Below are 22712 nucleotides of genomic sequence, written 5' to 3'. Positions count from 1 at the left end.
TTAACAATTAACAATTAACTGTTTTTAATTAACAATTAACTGTTAGCAATTTTTAAAATACTAAGAGACTAGCCAAGAAACACAATACCAGCTTTTAGCTTGTAGGGTAGGCCAAAAAAGTTTGGTTTTGTTGAGTATTCTAGATTAGATTAACTTAAGTGGCTAGTTATCAGTAGCTAGTTAAAAAAATACCTCAAAATCCCTTCCACACACCAAAGCTTAGTATCACTAGATACTCAATTCTCGATTATTGCTATCAAGAGCTAATCTTTATAAGAATAACTAGCAACTTTCCTGAGATTACTTCGCCCACCCCACTTTAATTGGTATTTTTTTTAGATGCAAGTGCCTAATGACTACCAATAATCATCCCGGCCAGTAGCACAAAGCCAATCCAGACATTTTGGCGAAAAATCTCTCCATAGACAGATGTGGGATGATTGGGCTTTCGTAGTCTAGTATAGTGCCAAATCCAGACTACTGTCGCTATCACTAGGGTTAACCAAAAGCCCAGTTGGAGATCCATCACAACCCCGAGGCCAGCAAGCAAGCTAGCAGTACCAGCAAAGAACACACCTACGGCATCAGCAGCATACTTACCGAAAAACAAGGCACTAGAGCGCACCCCAATCCTCTGGTCATCCTCCCGGTCTGGCATGGCATAGACTGTGTCAAATCCCAATGCCCACAGTACCGTTGCTCCCCAGAGTAACCAGGTCGCTGGTTCTAGAGTTGTAGTAATGGCACTCCAACTAATCAGTACAGCAAAACCCCAAGCAATTGCCATAACCAGTTGCGGTACAGGAAACACTCGCTTGGCAGATGGGTAAAACACAATTACTGGTACAGCGGCCACGCAAAGCCAGAAGGTGAAAGGATTGAGATACAGAGCAATCACCCCAGCGCAGACCATAGCAACTAAGGCAACTACTACGCCAACTTTGACCGATAGGGCTTTGGATGCCAAAGGGCGTGAGCGAGTTCGCGCCACTTGGGAATCAATATTGTGATCCCAAACGTCATTAATTACACAGCCAGCAGCACTGGTGGCTAAGCTTCCAAGAATAATCACCGCAACCAGGGGAATGGGTGGTTTCCCTTGGGCTGCTAAAAAAACTGCCCACAGTGCTGGCACCATTAAAATCAATCGTCCAGTTGGCTTATCCCATCGCAACAGTCGCATAATGGCTAGCCAGGTGGGTATGGGATTGGGGTTTGGCTGGGTAATCATAGCAGGAATGGTGACTTATTTGTTAGTAATTTTGTTTGTTGGTAATTTTCCGCATTGTTCCCTCGAATCAGAGGAATTTCACTATAGGAGATAGTGCCTATTTTTTGTTAGTCTCCTTAAAGATATCGTTATTCATAGGTTTCGGGCTGATATCTGTAAGCAGGATATTATATCACTATGGTTAACTCACTGACCCAAGACATTTTCCTACATGTTTCCACTCCTGACAAAGAGCAAGAGCGCATTATTGCTGCCATCGATATTGGTACCAATTCCATTCACATGGTGGTGGTGCGAATTGACCCCAAACTCCCGGCATTCACGATTATTGGTAAAGAAAAGGACACGGTCAGGTTAGGAAATTGCAACCCCCGGACCGGTGAGTTGACCCCCGAAGCCATGAAAAGAGCGATCGCAACTCTACAACGCTGCAAGGAACTGGCAGCCAGCCTCAATGCTGAAAACATAGTTGCGGTAGCAACCAGTGCTGTGCGGGAAGCTCCAAATGGCCAGGCTTTTTTAAATCAGGTATATACAGAATTGGGTTTATTGGTAAACCTCATTTCTGGTCAGGAGGAAGCACGACGCATCTACCTAGGTGTGTTGTCAGCTATGGAATTCAACAACCATCCCCATATCATTATTGATATTGGTGGTGGTTCAACGGAATTGATCCTCGGGGATCGTCACAACCCCCGTTCCCTAAGTAGCACAAAAATAGGAGCCGTTCGTCTTACAAAGGAGTTTGTAACTACAGACCCGATCAGCCAAAGTGAGTTTCTCTATTTGCAAGCTTATGTCAGGGGAATGTTAGAGCGAGCTGTTGACGACATCCAGGGTAACTTGAAACTGAGTGAACAGCCTCGTTTAGTGGGGACATCTGGCACTATTGAGACCCTAGCCAAGATGCACGCCTATGAGCATCTGGGTATTTTACCTAATCCCCTAACGGGGTATGAGCTCAGTCGTGAAGATTTGGAAAAAATGCTCAAGCGCTTAGCTGCTATGAGTTTGGCTGAACGCTCAACCCTGCCAGAGATGTCCGAGAGGCGTTCAGAAATTATTGTTGCTGGGGCAATCATTTTATTAGAAGCTATGAAGCTTCTGGGAATGGAGTCGATCATAATTTGTGGACGATCACTCCGGGAAGGCTTAATCGTTGACTGGATGCTCACCCATGGCTTGATTGAAGACCGACTACGCTACCAAGATGAGGTCAGGGAAAGGAGTGTGCTCGCAGTTGCTGGGAAATATCAGGTCAACCTGGACTATAGTCAGCGGGTGGCTGACTTTGCCCTGAGCTTATTTGACCAAACCCAAGGAAAACTGCACAATTGGGGAACACAGGCACGGGAATTACTTTGGGCAGCAGCAATTTTACACAACTGTGGGGTGTATATTAGTCATTCGGCCCACCACAAGCATTCTTATTACTTAATTCGCAATGCTGAACTGTTGGGCTTTCTGGAGCCCGAAATTGAAATCATTGCTAATCTGGCTCGTTACCATCGCAAGAGTCCTCCCAAGAAAAAGCATGAGAATTACAACAATCTGGCCAATCAAGAGCATCGCCTGTTGGTGAGTCAGCTTAGTGCTTTGTTACGGTTAGCTATTGCTTTAGACCGTAGACATATTGGTGCAATTCGGCAAGTTAAGTCGGATTATCGATCCGATGATAAAGCACTTCATCTAGATCTAGTGCCAGCTTTTGCTAATGATGATTGTGCTTTGGAACTGTGGAATTTGGATTATAAAAAATCGGTATTTGAAGAGGAATTTGGAGTTAAAGTGGTGGCGAGTTTGGCATCCAAGAGTAGTCTCGCCGCTTATTAAGGCTAAGCCTTCAGCTCGTAAGCATTCAGCCGTCAGCTATCAGCTATCAGCTATCAGCCAATGCGCTACACGCACGCTACGCCAACAGCTAGCAGGCACTTTAACTGCTGGGGGTCAGATGAGTAAAATGAGCAGGGATTTTCAAGCAACAGAACCACTTAGTAAGCTTATTTTCTACCTCCCTTTGATTAGCTGACTGCTGTTCGCGTAGCGTGGCCTACGGCCAACGGCTGATAGCTGAATACTTACTTCAGCTCTGGGCTCTGAGCTATTGATATAGCTGAAGGATCAAAAAAAGATTGACAGATCAAGTCTTCCAGTAAAAAGTTTCCTGTCAATCTTTATCAATTTTAGTTACACGATTTTGGCGTTACCTAATCGTTATCCAGAACAATCTGCTGATAAAACCCGCAATTTATCGGCTAACTGTTATCAATCTACCAATTCCGAAAAGGTCTTTGAGTTCGCTCCCCTTCCTAAACCATTAGGATAATTTCCGTACAGAACAGATATAAATAATAGATAATTTCAATTTCAACCATATCCCCAATACCTCAGGGGAGTTTTCACGAATTTGATTACTATTCTACTTAGTTATCATTCAGATTTTGGTAGCGGGCGCAGGCGTAGAGGTCAAATAATGCTCCGACTAGGCTACAGGTAAAGGCAATCACTAATACTCCCTGAATTGGGGATCCGTTACCAAAAATAGTCAGAAATTTCAATAGCTCAGTTGTGGCAGTAAGACCAAACCCTGTCAAGCCCGGAATGTATCCTATTATACCAAAAACTGCCAGTAAACCAATAACTAGTGCCACTGGAGCCATAAAGCTCAGAAGGATTGTTATTACCAAAGAACGGAGAAAGTTTGGCAAAATGCTCATAAAATTTAACCGCATAAGCAGGTGAGTTAAAAGCCAGAGCCAAAGTATGACTTGGCACTTTCTACCATAGGCGAAATCCCTGTCGATAACCGAAAATGTCAAAAATCTTAAATTTTCATTAAAAATCTTGGTAAAGGTCTGTGAATCTGGATCATAAAGCCGGGTTGTTGGTGGCTTCTCTTTTGGGCTACCGGTAGTCGGTTAAATTGATCGGCCTCAAGGTCCCTGCCTTGATATATCAGTGATTTCGGCTCAGTGGCAGGGGACTTCCAACCCTAAAAGACCCTACCCAATTCCTGAGAAGCTGTGGATCAAAAGTTATCATTCCTGTTAAGATTCTTCGTTGATTGCGGATAGGTTAACTCGTCCCACCACTAAAGTAGGTGGGATGATCTAGTACGTAACTCCCTGTCTTAATAACAAAGCACTAATGACTAACGGCGATCGAATCAGTTACCAATTCCCAGACAACTTCTTATGGGGAGTAGCCACCGCTTCCTATCAGATTGAAGGAGCAGTAAGTGAAGGAGGACGCAAACCTAGTGTGTGGGATACCTTCAGTGGTACCCCTGGAAAAATACTTAACGATGATACCGGTGCTGTCGCTTGTGACCACTACCATCGCTACAAAGAAGATATAGAGCTGATGGTCAAACTAGGGATCAAGGATTATCGCTTTAGCATTGCTTGGCCTCGGATTATTCCTGACGGGCGTGGCAAAGTCAATCAGGAAGGGGTTGATTTCTATAAGCGCTTGGTGGATTGCTTGTTAGATCATGGCATTACTCCCCATGCCACTCTATTTCATTGGGACTCTCCCCAAGCCCTAGAAGACAAATACAAGTCTTGGCTTTCTCGCCAGATGGCCTTTGACTTTGCGGATTATGTTACCGCTGTGGTCACTCAATTAGGCGATCGCATTACTAATTGGATGACCATTAATGAGATCATGTGTTTTACTCACTTAGGCTATGGGTTTGAGCACGACCCGATCCATGCTCCGGGTAGGCGTGTTACATCCATCAAACAGGTATGGCAAACCTCCCATCATGCCCTTTTAGCTCATGGTTTGGGCTGTCAAGCCATCCGTAGTGCTTCCCGGGTTCCCTGTTCTATAGCCTTAGTGGATAACTTGTCCGTCACGGTGCCAATCAATGAGTCACCCATCCATGTGGCAGCAGCAAAAAAGGCATTCCCTTTATGTGGGCAAAATGGCGGTATCATTATCCCTGCTCTGACTGGTGCTTATAGTCCTGAATTACTTGAGGTGTTAGGAGACAATGCCCCAGACATCGGACCATGTGACCTACAAATCATTCATCAGCCTCTGGATGGGATTTGTCTTAATATTTACACTGGTACCTATGTCCGGGCTGCTGACAATCCACAGGGGTACGAGTTCCTTGGTATGCCCAAAGGCTACCCTCGCATGAATCTGCCTTGGCTGAATATCCTACCAGATTCCATTTATTGGGGCATTCGTCACGTCAGTGAAACCCTGGGGCGACAGGATTTGCCTATGTTTATCACTGAGAATGGCTGTGCGGCACAGGATGAATTGAATGGTCGGGGTGAGGTGATTGATACGGACAGGATTATGTACCTCCGAGAGTACCTCAAAGCAGCCCATCGCGCTGTTAGTGAAGGGTATCCTCTTAATGGTTATTTCCTCTGGAGTCTGATCGATAACTTTGAGTGGTATTGGGGATATGATCGGCGCTTTGGGATTACTTATATTGATTATCCAACCCAACAGCGTATTCCTAAAGCTAGTTTTGAGTGGTATTCCCAGTGTATTCAAAATAATCGGGTGGTTTGATCATTAATCGGATAAATCCGATAAAACCCTATCGGTATAGTGGTAATCCGTTAGTGTAACCCTAGGGAGAGGGTTAAGGAGTAAGTCCTAGTAGCGATCGCTACCAGATCAAATGCGATCGCTATTTTGGTTTACCTATTTTTGTTGGCTAATACCCTATTATTATCATTTTGTCAATACTTAAGTAATATAATTATTACTTATTTACATTATTTAATAACCTGAGGGGAAATTACTCTCAAAACCCTTTACAAAAATAAATATATTGCTTAATATAAATATATGAAGGCGCACACAAGCCGGACGAACCTCGAAAAGTTCATATTCATACCCGCAATCATAAGAACATGACTACTGTATTACAGCAGAGCAACACCTCTGTGTGGTCTCAGTTCTGCAATTGGGTCACCTCCACCAACAACCGCCTCTATGTAGGTTGGTTTGGTGTCTTAATGATCCCAACCCTGCTAGCTGCTACCACCTGCTTCATCATTGCTTTCATCGCTGCTCCTCCTGTGGACATCGATGGTATCCGCGAGCCTGTTGCTGGCTCCCTGATGTATGGAAACAACATCATCTCTGGTGCTGTTGTTCCTTCTTCTAACGCCATTGGCTTACACTTCTACCCAATCTGGGAAGCTGCTTCTTTAGATGAGTGGCTATACAACGGTGGTCCTTACCAGTTGGTAGTGTTCCACTTCCTGATTGGTGTATTTGCCTACATGGGTCGTGAGTGGGAACTGAGCTACCGTTTAGGTATGCGTCCTTGGATCTGCGTAGCTTACAGCGCACCCGTTGCAGCTGCTAGCGCCGTATTCTTGATCTACCCAATTGGACAAGGTTCTTTCTCCGATGGTATGCCTCTAGGTATCAGCGGAACCTTCAACTTCATGTTTGTGTTCCAAGCCGAGCACAACATCCTAATGCACCCCTTCCACATGCTAGGTGTAGCCGGTGTATTCGGTGGTTCCTTGTTCAGTGCAATGCACGGTTCTTTGGTAACCTCCTCCTTAGTACGTGAGACCACTGAAACTGAGTCTCAGAACTATGGTTACAAGTTCGGTCAAGAGGAAGAAACTTACAATATCGTTGCAGCTCACGGCTACTTCGGTCGTTTAATCTTCCAATACGCTTCCTTCAACAATAGCCGTTCCTTGCACTTCTTCTTGGGTGCATGGCCTGTAATCGGCATCTGGTTTACTGCACTGGGCATCAGCACCATGGCATTTAACCTCAACGGTTTCAACTTCAACCAGAGCATCATCGACTCACAAGGTCACGTGATCAACACCTGGGCTGACGTACTAAACCGTGCCAACCTAGGTTTCGAGGTAATGCACGAGCGTAACGCTCACAACTTCCCTCTAGACCTAGCTGCGGCTGAAGCTACTCCTGTAGCTTTAACTGCTCCAGCGATCAACGGTTAATTTTAACTTGGCTTAATCTACTTGATTAAAACAAAGCGCTCTCCAGATGGGGAGCGCTTTTTTGTTTGTCTGTCATTATTTGAGTTCTGAGGTTTTAGCGAGTAGGGAGTAGGGAGCAGGGAGTCGGGAGTCGGGAGTCGGGAGTCGGGAGTCGGGAGCTGGGAGCTGGGAGCTGGGAATAAAATTTAGATGTAGCTCACGCTTACTAGGAAACGCGATAGTCATTGGTAGTCATTGGTTCTTTGTCAATACCCCTTTACCTTTTGTCTTTACTGTTGCCTTTAATAAAACTTAATATAAAATTGTCGATAACTTTATAAAAAATTTAAATTTGTCTGTGGTAACTGGGTTTACTATCAACAGAAAAATACTATCAAGGGCGATAGCATCGATATATAGCACTTCTGATCACAAGTTAGGTGCCCTTGACCTTGGCGAATTAAATTCGCCACGGGTCGCACCTGAGGTACACACAACTTTTTCCCTGTTCCCTACTCCCTACTCCCTACTCCCTACTCCCTACTCCCTACTCCCTACTCCCTACTCCCTACTCCCTACTCCCTACTCCCTACTCCCTGTTCCCTTTCCTCAAGGACCAATGACTAATGACAACTGAAACCCTTGTCATCGTAACCAGTATTGCACCAGGAAATATTAATAAGCAACAAGCAGCTATTAATAGTTGGCTTAATCTAGGATTTGAGGTTGTTTCATTAAATATTCTAGAAGAGATTGAGAAACTCCAGCCTTTATATCAAGACATTAAATTTCACAGAGTATTTCGGGATGGACGAGAGCATTATGGTAAGCCTTATGTTTACATTGATGACCTCTTATCCTATTTGCGTGAGTACGGTAGCCAAATCTGTGGAATTGTTAACGCAGATATTATCTTAAAAGCTGAGCAGGATTTTACAGAATTTATTCGAGAGCAAACTCAAAACTCTATCCTGCTCGCTTCACGAGTCGATGTTGATACTGCTGAATCAATCAACGGTGAGATTTACGATGTTGGGGTTGATGTGTTCTTTTTTGAAAAAGAACTGCTGGAAAAATTCCCATCCTCTGACTTTTGTCTTGGTATTCCCTTTTGGGATTTCTGGGTACCAGTGATTGCTTGGCAACAAGGGTTAACCATAAAAGACTTAGTTTCTCCCGTTGCTTATCATGTCAAGCACTCCACCAACTATAGCTACGAAATCTGGCAAAAATCAGCCCTTAATTTTACCAAAATATTTGCTCCAGCTCGGTATCATTATTATCAAGAAAAAGCTGATATCAACTTTGTTGATTATGACTTAATTGGTCACATCGATAACTATATCGTTCAGCAATTCTTGACAATTTATCAAAACAGTAAACAACCGATTATATATAAACCCAGATTACCTGATGCTCAGAATCCGGTCTATAGCCATACCAATACTAAAAATCACGATTATAATTCTTTGGTCTGGTCAGCCTGGAGCTCTTATCATGCTGGTAATTTTACCACTATGGCTGAGGAGTTAAAAAACTCTTTAAGCATTACCCCTTACCAGGCAACAGAAACGATTTCTGATTGGATAGAGCAGTTTACAACATTTTCAGCTGCTCATGGTTCTCCATTCAATTCTTATGGAGTCAGTAACCTACCGGAATGGCAAAATCTAATACGCTCTACTCTGCTTAATCGACCATTTAGTACCTATAAATGGCAACCAAAAGTATCCATCATCACATCAGTCTTTAAAGGGGATAAGTATATTGAACACTTCCTCAAGGATATTACCCAGCAGACTGTTTTTGCTGAATGTGAATTAATATTGGTTAATCCCAATTCTCCGGGAAATGAAGAGCCTGTGATTAAAAAGTATATGACCAGGTATCCCAATATTATCTATATAAAATTGGATGAAGACCCAGGGCTATATGAAGTTTGGAACATGAGCATTAGATTAGCCCGTGGTCACTATATTACAAACGCTAATCTCGATGACCGCAGAGCTCCCAGACATATTCAAGAACATATGAGAGCTTTGGATGAGCATCCTGATGTGGACGTGGTTTGCGCTCCTCTGAAAGTTACGATGCAGCCCAATGAAACCTGGGATAATAATACCGCTCATGCTGTCTGGTATGTGGGATTTCCGGAGTATTTTGGAACTGAAGACTTTTTTCAGGAAAAGTGGTGGGCTGAAGGGGAGGAAAAAGGTAAGATCGGCTCCCAAAATCTTCCCCATTGTATGCCGGTATGGCGGAAGAGTGTCCATGAAAAAAATGGCTATTTCGATGAAATTGAGTATGGCGCGAGTGCTGATTGGGAATTTTGGTTACGTTGTTCAACTAACGGGTCTAAATTCATGCTCTTGAGGGAACCGTTAGGAATTTACCTAGAAGACCCTCAATCCTATAACAGGCGGTTTGAATCAACGGTTGATTTTGAGAAAAAAATTTTACAGGAGTATTATGTACCGCTAACTGAGAAATCCAATGGTAATGGAAGCCTTGATGTCTCCCAAACTGAAGAGCAGGATTCAGGGTTTGAAGACTCTGGGGATTATCCGAAAAAACTCAATCTTGCCTCTGCTTTACAGTATCATTATGGGGAGCATCGCTCTGGATGGTCTTATGCGATGAATAGCTTGAAAGCCTTACACAATGATGCTGGAATTTTGGTGGATGGCTTCATAGAAAAGAAATTCGCCTGGGGATCGGATCCTGGAGATTGTAACAACAGCCCAACGGCTTATACAGAGCCTTGGATTGGATTCATCCATTGTCCTCCCTATGCTCCTAAATGGTTTCAAGAACACCTGTCACCTCAGAGAATATTTGAAAGTCAGTTGTGGCAAGAGAGTATTAAGTATTGTCAAGGTCTATTTTGTTTATCTGAAGACTCTCGTCGATGGCTCCAAAAGCAGCTAGATGTGCCAATTGTTAGCGTTATCCATCCTACGGAAACCCCAGATGTTATCTTTTCGATGGATAAGTTTTTGGCAAATCCTGAGCCAACTATTATCCAAATTGGGATTTGGTTGCGGAAGATGCACTCTATCTACTATTTACCGGTAAAAAATTATAAAAAGATGGTGTTACGTAAACCCTATTCCGGGGAGATGTTACATAGTGAAAAACAAGTATTTAAGTTACAGCCGAATTACAGTTATGTGCAGATAGTTGATTATTTGCCCAATGATGAGTATGATGAAGTCTTGTCAAAGAATATTGCTTATTTGGAGTTGTATGACACCAGTGCCAATAACGCGATCATTGAGTGCATCGTAAGAAATACCCCGGTTTTAGTCAATCCGCTGCCAGCTGTAAAAGAGTATTTGGGCGAAGACTATCCCCTTTACTTCCAGTCTAGACAAGAAGCAGCGGCCAAAGCTGAGGATTTTGCTTTAATTGAGGAAACCCACCACTACCTGCAGCAGCACCCGATTAAAGAAAAGCTGAGCAACGATTATTTTTTAAAATCAATTGTTAAATCGGACATCTATCAACAGTTATCATGAGAATATCCCACAAGCATAAGTTTGTATTCCTCAGCAAACCTAAGTGTGCTAGTACTAGTATTCGCAAGGCATTGGATCCTTACACCGATATTGCCAGTACGGATAAGAAGCGACATTACCATCACCATGTGCCAGCATCTCTGTTAAAGCAGCATTTTGAGCGTATGGGTTGGAACTGGAACAGCTATTTCAAGTTTATTAGTATCCGAAACCCTTGGGATATGCTGGTTTCTTTGTACTTCTATGCCAAGCCAGATCACCGAGGTATTTATTGGTGGGAAACAGCAAGAGCAATCCGTGTATCCGAAGACATTGTCGAAAAATACCCCTATAACCCAAACACTAGGATGCCATTCAAGGAGTGGATTAAGACTGGAAAATCCTGGGACTTGAAGCAGCAAATATATCTTGATGATTTGTCTACCTATACCCTTCCTTACTATGTTTTTGATGATCAGAATAATTTCCTAGTGGATTATGTTATCCGTGTTGAACACCTAGAGGAAGACTTAGATTTTGTTTCGTCAAAACTAGGATTCAAGCTAGACTCTTTGAAGGTCAATACCAGCAAGCATGACCACTACAGCCAGTATTATGATAGCGAATCCAAAGCAATAGTCTCCGAGCTGTTTGAGTATGATATCAACTACGGAAAGTATTCTTTTTAGAATAGGGAATAGGGAATAGGGAGTAGGGAGTAGGGAACAGGGAATAGGGAATAGGGAACAGGGAACAGGGAACAGGGAATAAAATTTAGATGTACCTCACGCTTACTAGGAAACGCTAGATAATTTTTGAGTGATCAGTGTTCAGTTATCAGTGCTAATTTTTGAGTTTTGAATTATCAAATATAGCGTTGATAAGACCTATAAGATACAGTCAACTTTATTACTCCTATTCCCTACTCCCTACTCCCTACTCCCTGTTCCCTGTTCCCTGTTCCCTGTTCCCTGTTCCCTAAAACCTAGGACTTTTTACCTCACCCAATTAATATATAGCATTTCTCTTCCCCATGAGTAACAAAGGGCTCCCCCTAAATCCCCCTTAAAAAGGGGGACTTTGAGATTGAAAAGTTTACCTCATAAATGCAATAAACCCTATAGCGGTTTTTATATTAATGATGTACACTGATTTTTTACCTCTTCTCTCTTCCCTGTTCCCTGTTCCCTGTTCCCTGTTCCCTAAAACCTAGGACTTTGTAATTCACCCAATTAATAACTGCTATAAAATGAGACTATCACACAAGCATAAATTCGTATTCATTGGTAAGCCCAGGTCTGGTGATGCTACGATTAGACAAGCACTAGAGCCTTACAGTGATAGTGTTAGTACAGATAAAGGAATACACAACAATCCCCATGTGCCAGCATCTATGGTGAAACAGCATTTTGAGCGCATGGGTTGGGACTGGAATAGCTACTTTAAATTTACCTCTGTTAGAAATCCCTGGGATATGCTTGTCTCTGTGTACTCCTTTGGAAATCCTGATCACAATGGCTTCTACTTTTGGGAGAAACAACAGTACAATCCCAACAAAAAAATGCCCTTTACAGAGTGGATCACTAAGGGTAAATCCTGGGATATCAAGGCAGGGAAACACTTAACGGATTTGTCGGCTTACTCACTGTCTTACTCGGCACTTGATGAGGATAACACGTTTCTTGTGGATTATGTTATCCGTTTTGAAAATTTAGAATCAGATTTAACTTTCTTGGAGTCTATGCTAGGACTGAAGCTGAATTTACCTAAGGTAGAGCAAAACAAACGGGATGATTACGCTAATTATTATAATCAAGAAGCCATAGATAGAGTCGCTAATTTATTTTGGTATGACATTAAGTATGGAAACTATAAGTTTGGGATGGCGTAGTTGGGTAAGGCAAGAGGCAAGAGGCAATAGGTAATAAGTAATAGGTAATAGGTAATAGGTAATAGGCGTAGGGTGGGCAGTGCTTACTTTCGAGATTGTCAGGGTTTAAATTGGCATGAAGCACTGCCCACCTGAGGATTCTTTTAATTAAGTTACTGTCGGTGGGCAGTGCCGATTAAAGCTATCCCAACCTTGGAAATTTCTCGGCAGCACTGCCCACCCTACGATTGATATTATTAATTTCCTGTTGGTGGGCAGTGCCTATCAAAGCTATCCCAAGTTTTAAATTCCTTGGGAGCACTGCCCACCCTACAATTCTCTGGTTGGGATTGATCAGCAGCGCGATCGCATTATCCCATTTATTATATAGAAGGGTGGGGAGTCGGGAGTAGGGGTAATAAAAAACCGGTGCATCTCAATGTTGTAAATCTATGTTGTAACTCTACAATTGAGGGAACGGGATAAGTGTTTTAGCCTTCAATGGTCGTATTGTTGCCAAAGCTCAGATGCACCCGAAAAAACCAGTAAAAATGGACGAAGCAAGACTACGAGCATACCTCAAGCTGATCGAGCAAGTGCTAACTTGTCCCAGTGGTGAAGAATTCAAAATTCTTGAGAGCAACCGTGAGTTAGTGGATTCAGAGTTATTGCAGGTAATGGCACAAGTAGCAGAACAACTGACAGCAGAGGGCAAGCAAAACAACGCTGAGGTTTTACTGGGTCTGAGGAGTGAGCTTTTAGACATGCTGGGAATCTCAGAAACCCCTACCTCAGCTAATCCCTCATCCGAAGACTATCTGGAATTATTGATAGAGGTATTGCTGGCAACTGACAACAGCGATAGCAACCCCAAAGTAGTTTACCCACTCCTGGGAGCCAACCTAGACAAACTGGATGATAACTTTATTGACATCCTGGAAACCTGGGCAAGTGCTAAACTCTCAGAAGCTCAAGCAGAATACATTGCTAAAGTTATTTGGGAATTCAGCAACCTGATCCAGCAGTTTCCTCTAGGCAATAAAGCCAATAACATCGAAATCGCCATTGCTGGTTACAAACAGGTGCTAACGGTGTTTACCCGTGAGAGTAAGCGGGAAAGTTGGGCAGCAATTCAAAGCAACCTGGGTCAAGCCTACAGAACCAGAATCCGTGGCGACAGGGGATTGAATCTAGAACTTGCCATTACCCAATACCAACGAGCATTGTCGGTTTACACCAAATCAGATTTCCCTATCTATTGGGCAATGACTCAAATCAACCTGGGGGAAGCCTACAGAAACAGAATCCGCCACCCCAGGGCTGAGAATCTGGAAAAAGCGATTGCCCGATACCTACTAGCCTTGTCAGTTTACACTCAATCAGACTTCCCCTACTATTGGGCAGAGATTCAAACCCACCTGGCTCAAGCCTACAGTCAGAGAATGCTTGGGGGCAGGGCTTATAATCTCGAACTTACCATTGACGCATACCAACTCGCTTTGGAAGTTTACACCAAAGAAGACTTCCCGATCGAGTGGGCACAGACTCAAATCAACCTGGGCAATGCCTACAGTGACAGAATCTGTGGCGACAGGGCTGAGAATTTAGAATTTGCCATTGAAGAATACCAACTAGCTTTAGAAGTTTACACCAAAGAAGACTTCCCCATCGAGTGGGCACAGACTCAAACCAAGCTAGGTATTGCTTACAGAAACAGAATCCGTGGGGACAGGGCTAAAAATCTAGAACTTGCTATTGAAGCATTCCAACAAGCTTCGTCCGTTCGCACCAAACAAGACTTACCCATCCCTTGGACAATGACTCAAAACAACCCTCAAAACAACCTTGGTCTGCCTATAGTGACAGAATCCGTAGTTATAAGCAAGACAATCTGAAAAAAGCGATACAGTAGACTTCGCGGCAGTTGTCGGGAATAGGGAATAGGGAATGGGGAATAGTGAAGAAGAATCGTTCGCGTAGCGTGGCCTACGGCCAGGGAAACAGTATCATAAAAATACTTTTGCAAGAGGTCTAGTTGTTTGATTCAGCAGTGGTGGGTTACGGGTAGCAACCTAACCCTGACTACGAGGCGAAACATGAATGCCCCCCTAACGCACCCTACCCAACTTTATTACGCACTCCCCACCCGACTCCCGACTCCCGATTCCCGATTCCCGATTCCCTACTCCCTATTTCTTTTTAAGAGAAATTAATGATGGGACAAAAGCAGAGAGTCGTAGATGAATTATCTTCGCTTGATTAAATAAGCTATCTTTGATTAGGTGAGGAAGAGGCTGAGGTCTGACATTGTAAATCTTGTTGTCTATAACTTTTACTTTGCCTCCTTCTTGCTCGAAGAAACCGGATTGTAATAATTGGTTAAAATAGTACTGGTCACCAAAATGTCCTGCTCTCATAGTTGAGTCATCTTGTTTTGAGGCCAGTGTAATCCAGCCATCTATCATTTTAGTAATGAATTGGCATTTTTTAAAAGCGAATACTCCTGTATTCATGGTGTTATGAGATTCATAGCCAAGATATTTATAAGGTGGCTTACTATAGTCAATATTAGGAGTTTTTGCAATACATAAATCACAGTCATCTAATAAGGAAAATATCTCAGAAATATCCCCAACAACTAAGGTGTCTGTATCAAGAAATAGAGTTTTTTGATAAGGGCTATTTTTCAAGATATCTACTTTGAGCTTATGAGGATTTTTTTTCTCATTTAAGGGATAGACTGTACAACCATCTAACTCTCCCATGGGGCAATCAGTAAATAGGGAGATCGGGATGGTAGGATTGGATTTCTTGAAAAACTTATAAGCGTTAATAAATTCTTGTTTAAATTTTTCACCAATGGCTAAATAAATGACACCACAGTCGTGGCTTGTGTCATTATTTTGACTAGGGTTTCCTTGGAAACCTTTACTATGGTTTTTACTATGGTGTTTATACAGACCTTCTAATAAAGCTTCGCCAAAATTATCTTCTGACCACTGGAAGTTAGGGTTAAGGGAGAGCCCTAAGCGATACTCAGTTACTGCTTCAGCGGCCATGCCTTTTCGAGCTAGGGCTTTGGCTAAGGTGATATGATACTGATGGTGATCTCGGTTGAGTTCAATGGCTTTACGGTAAAATGCGATCGCAGATGCCAGATGACCTTGTTTCTCCAATACTTCCCCCAAGTTGTGATGAGAGGAAGATATGGTGGGGTTAAGCCCAATCCCACGACGGTAAGCGATGATAGCTTGATCAAGCTGACTATTTGCTGTGTAAGCTTCCCCTAATTTATGCTGAAAGCCGCAGAAGTATTGTGCTTTTGCTGGTATTGCCAGTACATCAATTCTCTTAGTGTTGAGGCTAGTCTTTGGTTGTATTGGTTGTAACTCGTAATCATGTCGCCTCAGAAAATCGTAAATCTCTTGTCGATTCCCGAGGGTTCGTTTAAATACATTCTCGTTAATCTCAATCACCATCCGAGGTTGATGTTGATATATAGTCTCTTCCGCTCCTTTGAGGGCTTTTAACTCCCAACCTTCTACATCAAACTTGATCAAGTCTAGCTGGGTAAACTCAAAGGAATCTAATGGAACAGCTCGAATGGTTTGTGATTTCTCTGAATAGGAGCAAAAACTCTCTCCTGTGTTCGGTCGAATCACTAAATGCAGGGTTTCTTCTTGGTCTGAAAGAGCATAGTTATAGGATTCTGCCCCTGGTACATTTAACGTAAGACATTCATAAGCTTCTGGGAGGGGTTCAAATCCTAACACTCGACCAGTTATCCCAACTTTATTCAAGTAAGCAATGGTGTGATCGCCAATGTTGGCACCAACATCGATGGCCACACCACCCCTTGGTATATGGGGTAAAATCTCCTTCAGCAGTGATTGATCGTGATCTAAGCGTCCTACTTTCGGGATTAATTGAGTCCTATAGGTATCATTTTCAATTAATGCAATACCATTCCAAAATTTGATTGCCATAGTTAGGTTTTAAAGGGAACAGGGAACAGGGAATAGGGAATAGGGAGTAGGGAGTAGGGAGTAGGGAGTAGGGAGTAGGGAGTAGGGAAAAGGGAGCAGGGAGTAGGGAAAAAATCCTGGGCTCTTCTAGAGTAGTTATGATATAGCGTTTTTATCTGGGTTGTAAACAGACTTCTTGCCTTCAAACTTTAGCATGTATGCCTCTTGCCTCTTACCTTCAAACTCTTGCCTCTTGCCTGTTGCCTGTTGCCTCTTGCCTGTTGCCTCTTGCCTCTTGCCTGTTCCCTATTCCCTATTCCCTATTCCCTATTCCCTATTCCCTATAATCCTCAAGAGACTTCTCTCATTTTAAGCCAAAAGGAAGCTCCTCCTTTATTAACACCAGTCATTTCAGGTAATTCCCAAAGGGGTGACATTAGAGCTTTTAAGTAGGGATCGTAAGCGATGAAAGCGTTTGGCAAAATAATATCAAATTTACTGCCTTCTGCCAAAATGTAGGCGGCTAATACATACTGTTCAGAATAATGGCGCTTGTCCCATTTTTGAGGATAATCATAGGGTAAAAAGATATCATGAAATTCGACAATGACCCCTGGCTTTAACTTGTAAAAAATATCTAAAAATACTACTGTGGCATCGGAATTCATAAATACCCGATGGGAATTATCGACAAATAATATATCCCCAGATTCCAGTTGATCAAAAATATTAATGTCAACAGTTTCGACAGGTTTTCTAATTACTTCATCACAGATTAAATCAACTTCTGCTCTCGGTTGAGGATCGATAGATATAATCTTAGTGTTTAGCCCACCATCTTTTATCGCTCGCCTAGCGAATTTTGTAGAGTTCCCTGACCCAACTTCCAAATAGAGTTTAGGCTTATTCAAACGAATAAGACTATAAAGGGAGACGGCATCAAGACCAGGGAGCCAAGGATTGAATAGTGATGGCTCGGGGGAGTGCTCTTTTATGGCTTTATTGGCAAATTTTCGCAGGGTTTCCTGGTATTGCAAAAAGCTATTGAGATAGGTTTTGTAAGTCTCTCTCCCTCGATTAATTATTTCATACAGTTTGGGATGAGGAGGCTTACCATAGCCATATCTCGATTTTTGATTTATGGGATAATCGAAATAGAGGAACGTGCCGTTATAGGATTTTTCAGTTTTCATTTTTAATAGCAGTTATCAATTGGGTGAGGTACTTGCGTCTTGGGGAATAGGGAGTAGGGAGTCGGAGTAGGGTAGGTTGAAGGTTTAAGGTTGTAGGTTAGAAGGTTTAAGGTTTAAGGTTGAAGGTTGAAGGTTGAAGGTTGAAGGTTGAAGGTTAAAGGTTTAAGGTTGCCTCTTGCCTTTTGCCTCTTGCCTCTTGCCTCTTGCCTCTTGCCTCTTGCCTCTTGCCTACTCCCTACTCCCTACTCCCTACTCCCTACTCCCTACTCCCTACTCCCTAGTTTGCCTTGTTTTTCCAAAACACTGGTCAACTGAGCGTTTACTTCATAATTTTCGGGTTGGATCTGGAGGGCAATTTGGTAGAAAATGATGGCTTGGTCTAACTGATTTTGTTTAACAAATGTATTGCCTAACTGTAGATAGAGTTCAGGATCGTTGGATTGTATCCCTAATGCTTTGTGATAATTATCGAGATTATCTGGATTAGTCCGAATGGCTCGACGATAACAGCTCATTGCTTGATCTAAATCGACCTGGACTCTTTCTCGAAGCACATTTCCTAATTTTTCCTGTATCTCGGGGTCATCTGGGTTTAACTGTATGGAGCGGCGGTAGGACGCTACCGCCTCATCGGACTTTCCCAATTGAACCAATACACCTGCTAAACTACTGTGTAACTGAGGATGGCCTGGATTTAATTTAATAGCATCGCCATAGGCGGTAAGGGATTCATCCCAACGCTGGAGTTTGCTGAGGGCGTTTCCTAAGTTTTGGTAAAATTCAAAGTACTGGTTGGGGCATAGGGCTATGGCTTGGTTTAAGGCTGCTACTGCTTCGTCTAATTTGCCGTATTCGGTTAAGGCTAGCCCTAAATTATGGTGAGACCAGGGATTGTAAGGATTTAGTTCTATGGCTCGCTGGTAAGCTGTTGCTGCTTCATCCCAAGTCTGTTGGGTTAAGAGTAAATCCCCTAACCAATGGTAAGATTCACAACAGTTGGGATTGATATCGAGAGCATAGCGATAGGCTGCGATCGCTTCTGCTATTTTCCCTTGTTCTCGCAAACTATCTGCCCATTGGTGAGCGGCTAGCCAAGGGTCTTCTGATGGGGGTTCATAGTCTGGTTCTTGCCACTGTCCCAATGCTTCCAATGCTTTGCGCAAGGGGTAGTATAAATCTGGATTTTCTGGGCTGAGGTCAATGGCACGACCATAAGCGGTAACTGCTTCCTCCCAGTGCTGGAGTTGGGTGAGAGCTTCCCCTAATTTTTGGTAAAACTCAAAGTACTGATTGGGGGATAGGGCTATGGCTTGTTGATAAGCGGCTACGGCTTCTTCTAGCTTCCCTTGTTGGGCTAAGGCTAAGCCTAAATTATTGTGAGTCCAAGGATTGTAGGGATTGAGTTCTATGGCGGATTGGTAAGCGGCTGCTGCTTCATGCCAATTCTTGTTTTCTCGATATAAATCCCCTAGCCAATGGTGAGACTCAAAGCGGTCGGGATTGGTTTCAATCGCATCGCCATAGGCTGCGATCGCTAAATCCAATTGTTTGGTTTCTCGCAGAGCATCGGCTAAGCTCTCTTTAACCCCATTGATGGTGGGGTTAATGGCTATAGCGCTACGGTAAGCGGTAATGGCTTCATACCATCGAGTTTGTAAGCTCAGACTATCCCCGAGATTTTGGTAAACCCAAGCTGGCTGCTGTTGATTAAGTGCGATCGCATTTTGGTAAGAGGCGATGGCATCGTCTAAATTTCCCTGTTGCTGCTGACATTGTGCCAAGTTAGGATATACTGTTCTCTGATTTTCAGGGTCACACTGGCTTGCTTCCTGGTAAGCGGAAACCGCTTCATCAAATCGATTAGTCTGTCTCAGAGCATCCCCAAGATTTTTGTAGATCCAAAACGGATGGCTAGGATTGAGTGTGATCGCATTTTGGTAGGATGCGATTGCCTCGTTTAAATTGCCCTGTCGTGCTTGAGCTTGTCCTAAATTGTGATAAAAATCGGGATGGTCTGGCTCAAACTGCATCGCCTCCTGGTAAGCCACCATCGCCTGATCCAGTTTTCCTTGAGCCGTCAGAGCATCCCCGAGATGTTTGTATACCCAAAACGACTGTTGAGGATTGAGGGCAATTGATTTTTGGTAGCTTGCGATCGCACCTTCTAAATCCCCCTGCTGAGCCTGAGATTGTCCCAAGAGGTGATAAATCCCTGGATTATCTGGCTGTAACTCAATTGCTTCCTGGTATGCTGCAATTGCTTCACTCTGTTGTCCTTGCTGTCTCAATTGATTGGCAATACTTACAGAAGTTTCAACCATAGCTATTTCTAGTTGGGAGCGCATCCTAATACTGTTTCTTTATACTGTTATTGAACGATGGTTAAAAAATTGTATTCGTTCTAGCAGTTTCTCATCGAATTGATTGTGGTATCTTAGGGATTTCGCCAAAACTTGATTATAGCTAATCGATTCTAGCTAATCTATTCGATTTGCTTATATAAAATAGCCTTTGCATTTGAGATGTAAACCTTAATCGTCTTTTTTTCTTGGACAATAAAACTGAGGATAGCTTTCCCCTGTTGCCTTTTGGCTCTTGCCTTGTGCCTTTTTCGGCAATACGTGTGTTTACAACTCAGATACAAACTCTATAACAATACCATCAATATCAAGGATTAGCAATCAGCACAATGGCCGAACCGTTGTATATCAAGCCCGAGATTCCAGCAACCCTAGGCATCAGCATTTTCACGGTGCCTAAGCCTTTCCTAGGTAAGATTGGTATCATCCAGCACAACGCCATTACCAGCTGGACTTTGCTCAAACCCAAGCCAGAAATCATTTTATTTGGTGATGAAATTGGTACAGCTGCCATTGCTCAGGAGTTAGGACTTAATCATATTCCTGATATCGAGTGCAATAGCTATGGCACTCCTCTACTGGATAGTGTATTTGCCCAAGTCCAGGAACAAGCAACTTACGATATCATCACTTACATCAACGCTGATATTATTTTACTGAAGGATTTTTCCCAAGCTATTCAACAGGTCTACCAACACTTAGAGACATTTTTAATCACTGGAAGACGCTGGAATCTTGACTTGTCCAATCCCATAGAATTTCAGTCTCCCACCTGGGAAGAAAGCCTGTTTCAACAAGTCTATCAAAGCGGTTGTTTAGGTGCTCATGATGCTAAGGATTACTTTATCTTTCCTAAATATTTATTCCCTACTATCCCTAAGTTTGCGGTAGGACGGGGATATTGGGATACCTGGATGGTAACTACTGCTGCTATGAAGGGTTATCCCATAGTCGATGCCAGCGAAGTGGTGATGGCAGTGCATCAAAATCATAGCTACGGTCATCTGATGGGGGGCAAAAATGAGGCCCATATGGGCAAAGAAGCGCAACAGAATAAAACCATTGGCAATGTCCAAGCACAAGGCACCATTGCTGACAGCACCAGGCAGCTAAAACCCTGGGATGATCAGGATTCACCACGAGTGAGTGTGATTATTATTGTTAAAAACAATAGCGCGATAGTTGAGCGAGCAGTGGAGAGTGTGCTGGCTCAAAACTATTCCGACTATGAAATTATTGTGGTGGATGGGGCAGGGAATCAGGGAACAGGGAGTAGGGAGCAGGGAGTAGGGAGTAGGAAGCAGGGAGTAGGGAGTAGGCAGGGATCCCCCCTAGCCCCCCTTAATAAGGGGGGAACAGGGATTAATAAGGGGGGAACAGGAAGTAGGAACCTTAGTAAGGGGGGAATTGTTATTAAAGGGGGATGCGTTCGCGTAGCGTGGCCTACGGCCAATCGCAAATGGGGGGCGTTGTGCGATCGCGGTCTTGAGATGGCCCAAGGAGAATTTGTGATCTTTCTAGATAGTGACAGTGTTTTACTACCAGATGCCCTAGAGAAACAAGTAGCAGCATTTGATCGGGAATCCTCTACCCTAGATTTACTATTGAGTGGCTGGCAACTGGTTGAGGGAGAAAAAATAACCCAGGTGACGCCATGGCAAGACTTACCGGATTTAGAAGACTTACACATCTGGAAGTTAGAGAAACTGTGGCAACCGTTGCGTCAAAGTAATATTATGTTTCGTCGCAGTCGTTTAGAACTAGTAGGGGGCTTCAATACGGAATTAAATCAAGACGCTGCGATGGTAGAAGTAATATTGAATCTAGTATTTTTGAGAGGAAGCCGAGCCCTCTGGTTGCCAGAAGCAACCTGTAGCTATTTTGGGCAACGTAATACTATTCCGGAACAATTTATTCCAGTTGCTGAAGATATGAAAGAGGTGATTGATAGTATCTTTAAGCAACCAACAGTCAAGGGATGGATGCAAAAATTAAAAGCTAGAGCCTATCCTAAGGGAGTAGGGAGTAGGGAGTAGGGAGTAGGGAGTAGGGAATCGGGAATCGGGAATCGGGAATCGGGAATCGGGAATCGGGAGTAGGGAATCGAGAGTAACAAAAAATATTCAACCTTTAACAACCTTATTGAAAAAGCAATGCATCGCTGCATCGCTTTTTCAGTTGCTTCGTTGGGGAGAATTCCAGTAGCAAAGGCTAAGTTACTTAACTGCTGAGAATTGTCTCCAGACTCAACAACTTATTATTCGCAAATCACTGGAAAAGAGTAATTTTGGCCGAATTTACTATCGTAACAAATATTGCCATAGTCGTCGATGCCAGTGAACCAGATCTGGATCTCATCACTACCCCAATAGCAATCAGGGGTAGTAAACGTTCCAACCTTGACGTAATCCACCGCAGGGGGGTTAAGGGACTTAAGGCGGAATTTAGTAATCTTGCCGCTGTTATCAGACATCACGTGGCCTGTTACAGTAGTTGAATCATCAAACTTAGGACAACTTCGATTTGCAGGCGAAGCTAACCTGAGGGAGTCATAAAAAACATTAATTAACTTTCTGGCCCGGCGAAAATATCGCACCGCTTTGGAATTGAACAAAATCCCCTGTTCCGGGCTCGATTGAAAACTGGAGTCCAGG

Annotated in this window: 19 protein-coding genes; 10 read left to right on the top strand and 9 right to left on the bottom strand. The window is 43.2% G+C overall.

What is annotated here, in order from left to right:
- Positions 1–349 precede the first annotated feature (349 nt).
- Positions 350–1231 (bottom strand): 4-hydroxybenzoate solanesyltransferase, encoded by an 882-nt coding sequence (locus tag F6K46_RS08915; protein WP_293051413.1) that lies wholly within the window; start codon positions 1229–1231, stop codon positions 350–352.
- A 177-nt stretch (positions 1232–1408) separates the two neighbouring features.
- Here F6K46_RS08915 and F6K46_RS08910 point away from each other — a divergent pair, with 177 nt between their 5' ends.
- A complete protein-coding gene (locus tag F6K46_RS08910; RefSeq protein WP_293051410.1) occupies positions 1409–3064 on the top strand; it encodes a Ppx/GppA phosphatase family protein in 1656 nt (551 codons plus the stop codon).
- Positions 3065–3654: 590 nt separating this feature from the next.
- Here F6K46_RS08910 and F6K46_RS08905 read toward each other — a convergent pair.
- Positions 3655–3891, bottom strand: coding sequence for a hypothetical protein (locus tag F6K46_RS08905; protein ID WP_293051407.1), 237 nt, complete (start codon positions 3889–3891; stop codon positions 3655–3657).
- Between the two features lie 487 nt (positions 3892–4378).
- On the opposite strand from F6K46_RS08905, the gene F6K46_RS08900 reads away from it, so the two are divergent.
- A complete protein-coding gene (locus F6K46_RS08900; RefSeq protein ID WP_293051404.1) occupies positions 4379–5767 on the top strand; it encodes a GH1 family beta-glucosidase in 1389 nt (462 codons plus the stop codon).
- Between the two features lie 347 nt (positions 5768–6114).
- Positions 6115–7194 carry a photosystem II q(b) protein gene (gene psbA / locus F6K46_RS08895; RefSeq protein WP_070393396.1) on the top strand — a complete coding sequence of 360 codons (1080 nt, stop codon included), beginning with the start codon at positions 6115–6117 and terminating at the stop codon, positions 7192–7194.
- 75 nt (positions 7195–7269) lie between these two features.
- Here the strand turns inward: psbA and F6K46_RS08890 are convergent, their stop codons facing one another.
- Entirely contained in the window at positions 7270–7419 is a 150-nt protein-coding gene (locus F6K46_RS08890; RefSeq protein ID WP_293051400.1) for a hypothetical protein, read from the bottom strand.
- 112 nt (positions 7420–7531) lie between these two features.
- Between F6K46_RS08890 and F6K46_RS08885 the strand changes: the two genes are divergently transcribed.
- The 5 genes from F6K46_RS08885 to F6K46_RS08865 all read left to right on the top strand — a co-directional run bounded on the left by F6K46_RS08885 (position 7532) and on the right by F6K46_RS08865 (position 14435).
- Entirely contained in the window at positions 7532–7810 is a 279-nt protein-coding gene (locus F6K46_RS08885) for a hypothetical protein (RefSeq protein WP_293051397.1), read from the top strand.
- The gene (locus F6K46_RS08880; RefSeq protein ID WP_293051395.1) at positions 7800–10691 is read left to right on the top strand and encodes a glycosyltransferase; all 2892 of its coding nucleotides are present in this window, start codon (positions 7800–7802) and stop codon (positions 10689–10691) included. The genes F6K46_RS08885 and F6K46_RS08880 overlap by 11 nt, the downstream gene beginning before the upstream one ends.
- Positions 10688–11359, top strand: coding sequence for a sulfotransferase family 2 domain-containing protein (locus F6K46_RS08875; RefSeq protein WP_293051393.1), 672 nt, complete (start codon positions 10688–10690; stop codon positions 11357–11359). Before F6K46_RS08880 ends, F6K46_RS08875 begins: the two co-directional genes overlap by 4 nt.
- A gap of 560 nt (positions 11360–11919) precedes the next feature.
- Entirely contained in the window at positions 11920–12561 is a 642-nt protein-coding gene (locus F6K46_RS08870) for a sulfotransferase family 2 domain-containing protein (RefSeq protein ID WP_293051390.1), read from the top strand.
- A 530-nt stretch (positions 12562–13091) separates the two neighbouring features.
- On the top strand, positions 13092–14435 hold the full coding sequence (locus tag F6K46_RS08865; protein ID WP_293051387.1) for a tetratricopeptide repeat protein: 1344 nt from the start codon (positions 13092–13094) through the stop codon (positions 14433–14435).
- A gap of 294 nt (positions 14436–14729) precedes the next feature.
- On the opposite strand, the gene F6K46_RS08860 is transcribed toward F6K46_RS08865, so the two are convergent.
- Together F6K46_RS08860 and F6K46_RS08855 are read right to left on the bottom strand one after the other, a co-directional pair.
- On the bottom strand, positions 14730–16526 hold the full coding sequence (locus tag F6K46_RS08860) for an FkbM family methyltransferase (protein ID WP_293051384.1): 1797 nt from the start codon (positions 16524–16526) through the stop codon (positions 14730–14732).
- Between the two features lie 2 nt (positions 16527–16528).
- The gene (locus F6K46_RS08855) at positions 16529–16711 is read right to left on the bottom strand and encodes a hypothetical protein (RefSeq protein WP_293051381.1); all 183 of its coding nucleotides are present in this window, start codon (positions 16709–16711) and stop codon (positions 16529–16531) included.
- A gap of 12 nt (positions 16712–16723) precedes the next feature.
- Here F6K46_RS08855 and F6K46_RS08850 point away from each other — a divergent pair, with 12 nt between their 5' ends.
- A complete protein-coding gene (locus tag F6K46_RS08850) occupies positions 16724–16852 on the top strand; it encodes a hypothetical protein (protein WP_293051378.1) in 129 nt (42 codons plus the stop codon).
- A gap of 3 nt (positions 16853–16855) precedes the next feature.
- Here F6K46_RS08850 and F6K46_RS08845 read toward each other — a convergent pair whose 3' ends face one another.
- Both F6K46_RS08845 and F6K46_RS08840 read right to left on the bottom strand, forming a co-directional pair.
- On the bottom strand, positions 16856–17698 hold the full coding sequence (locus F6K46_RS08845) for a class I SAM-dependent methyltransferase (RefSeq protein WP_293051375.1): 843 nt from the start codon (positions 17696–17698) through the stop codon (positions 16856–16858).
- A 263-nt stretch (positions 17699–17961) separates the two neighbouring features.
- The gene (locus F6K46_RS08840; protein ID WP_293051372.1) at positions 17962–20019 is read right to left on the bottom strand and encodes a tetratricopeptide repeat protein; all 2058 of its coding nucleotides are present in this window, start codon (positions 20017–20019) and stop codon (positions 17962–17964) included.
- Between the two features lie 368 nt (positions 20020–20387).
- On the opposite strand from F6K46_RS08840, the gene F6K46_RS08835 reads away from it, so the two are divergent.
- Positions 20388–22094 (top strand): glycosyltransferase family 2 protein, encoded by a 1707-nt coding sequence (locus F6K46_RS08835; RefSeq protein WP_293051369.1) that lies wholly within the window; start codon positions 20388–20390, stop codon positions 22092–22094.
- Here the strand turns inward: F6K46_RS08835 and F6K46_RS08830 are convergent.
- Positions 22064–22225, bottom strand: coding sequence for a hypothetical protein (locus tag F6K46_RS08830; protein WP_293051366.1), 162 nt, complete (start codon positions 22223–22225; stop codon positions 22064–22066). The genes F6K46_RS08835 and F6K46_RS08830 overlap by 31 nt on opposite strands.
- Before the next feature lie 90 nt (positions 22226–22315).
- Entirely contained in the window at positions 22316–22654 is a 339-nt protein-coding gene (locus tag F6K46_RS40095; protein ID WP_366664689.1) for a DUF6209 family protein, read from the bottom strand.
- Between the last annotated feature and the right edge of the window lie 58 nt (positions 22655–22712).

Origin of the sequence: Moorena sp. SIO3E8, assembly GCF_010692445.1 — a bacterium.
GTDB classification, from domain to species: domain Bacteria; phylum Cyanobacteriota; class Cyanobacteriia; order Cyanobacteriales; family Coleofasciculaceae; genus Moorena; species Moorena bouillonii.
Note: the sequence above shows the minus strand (reverse complement) of the source record. Positions and strands in the feature narration are given on the sequence as shown.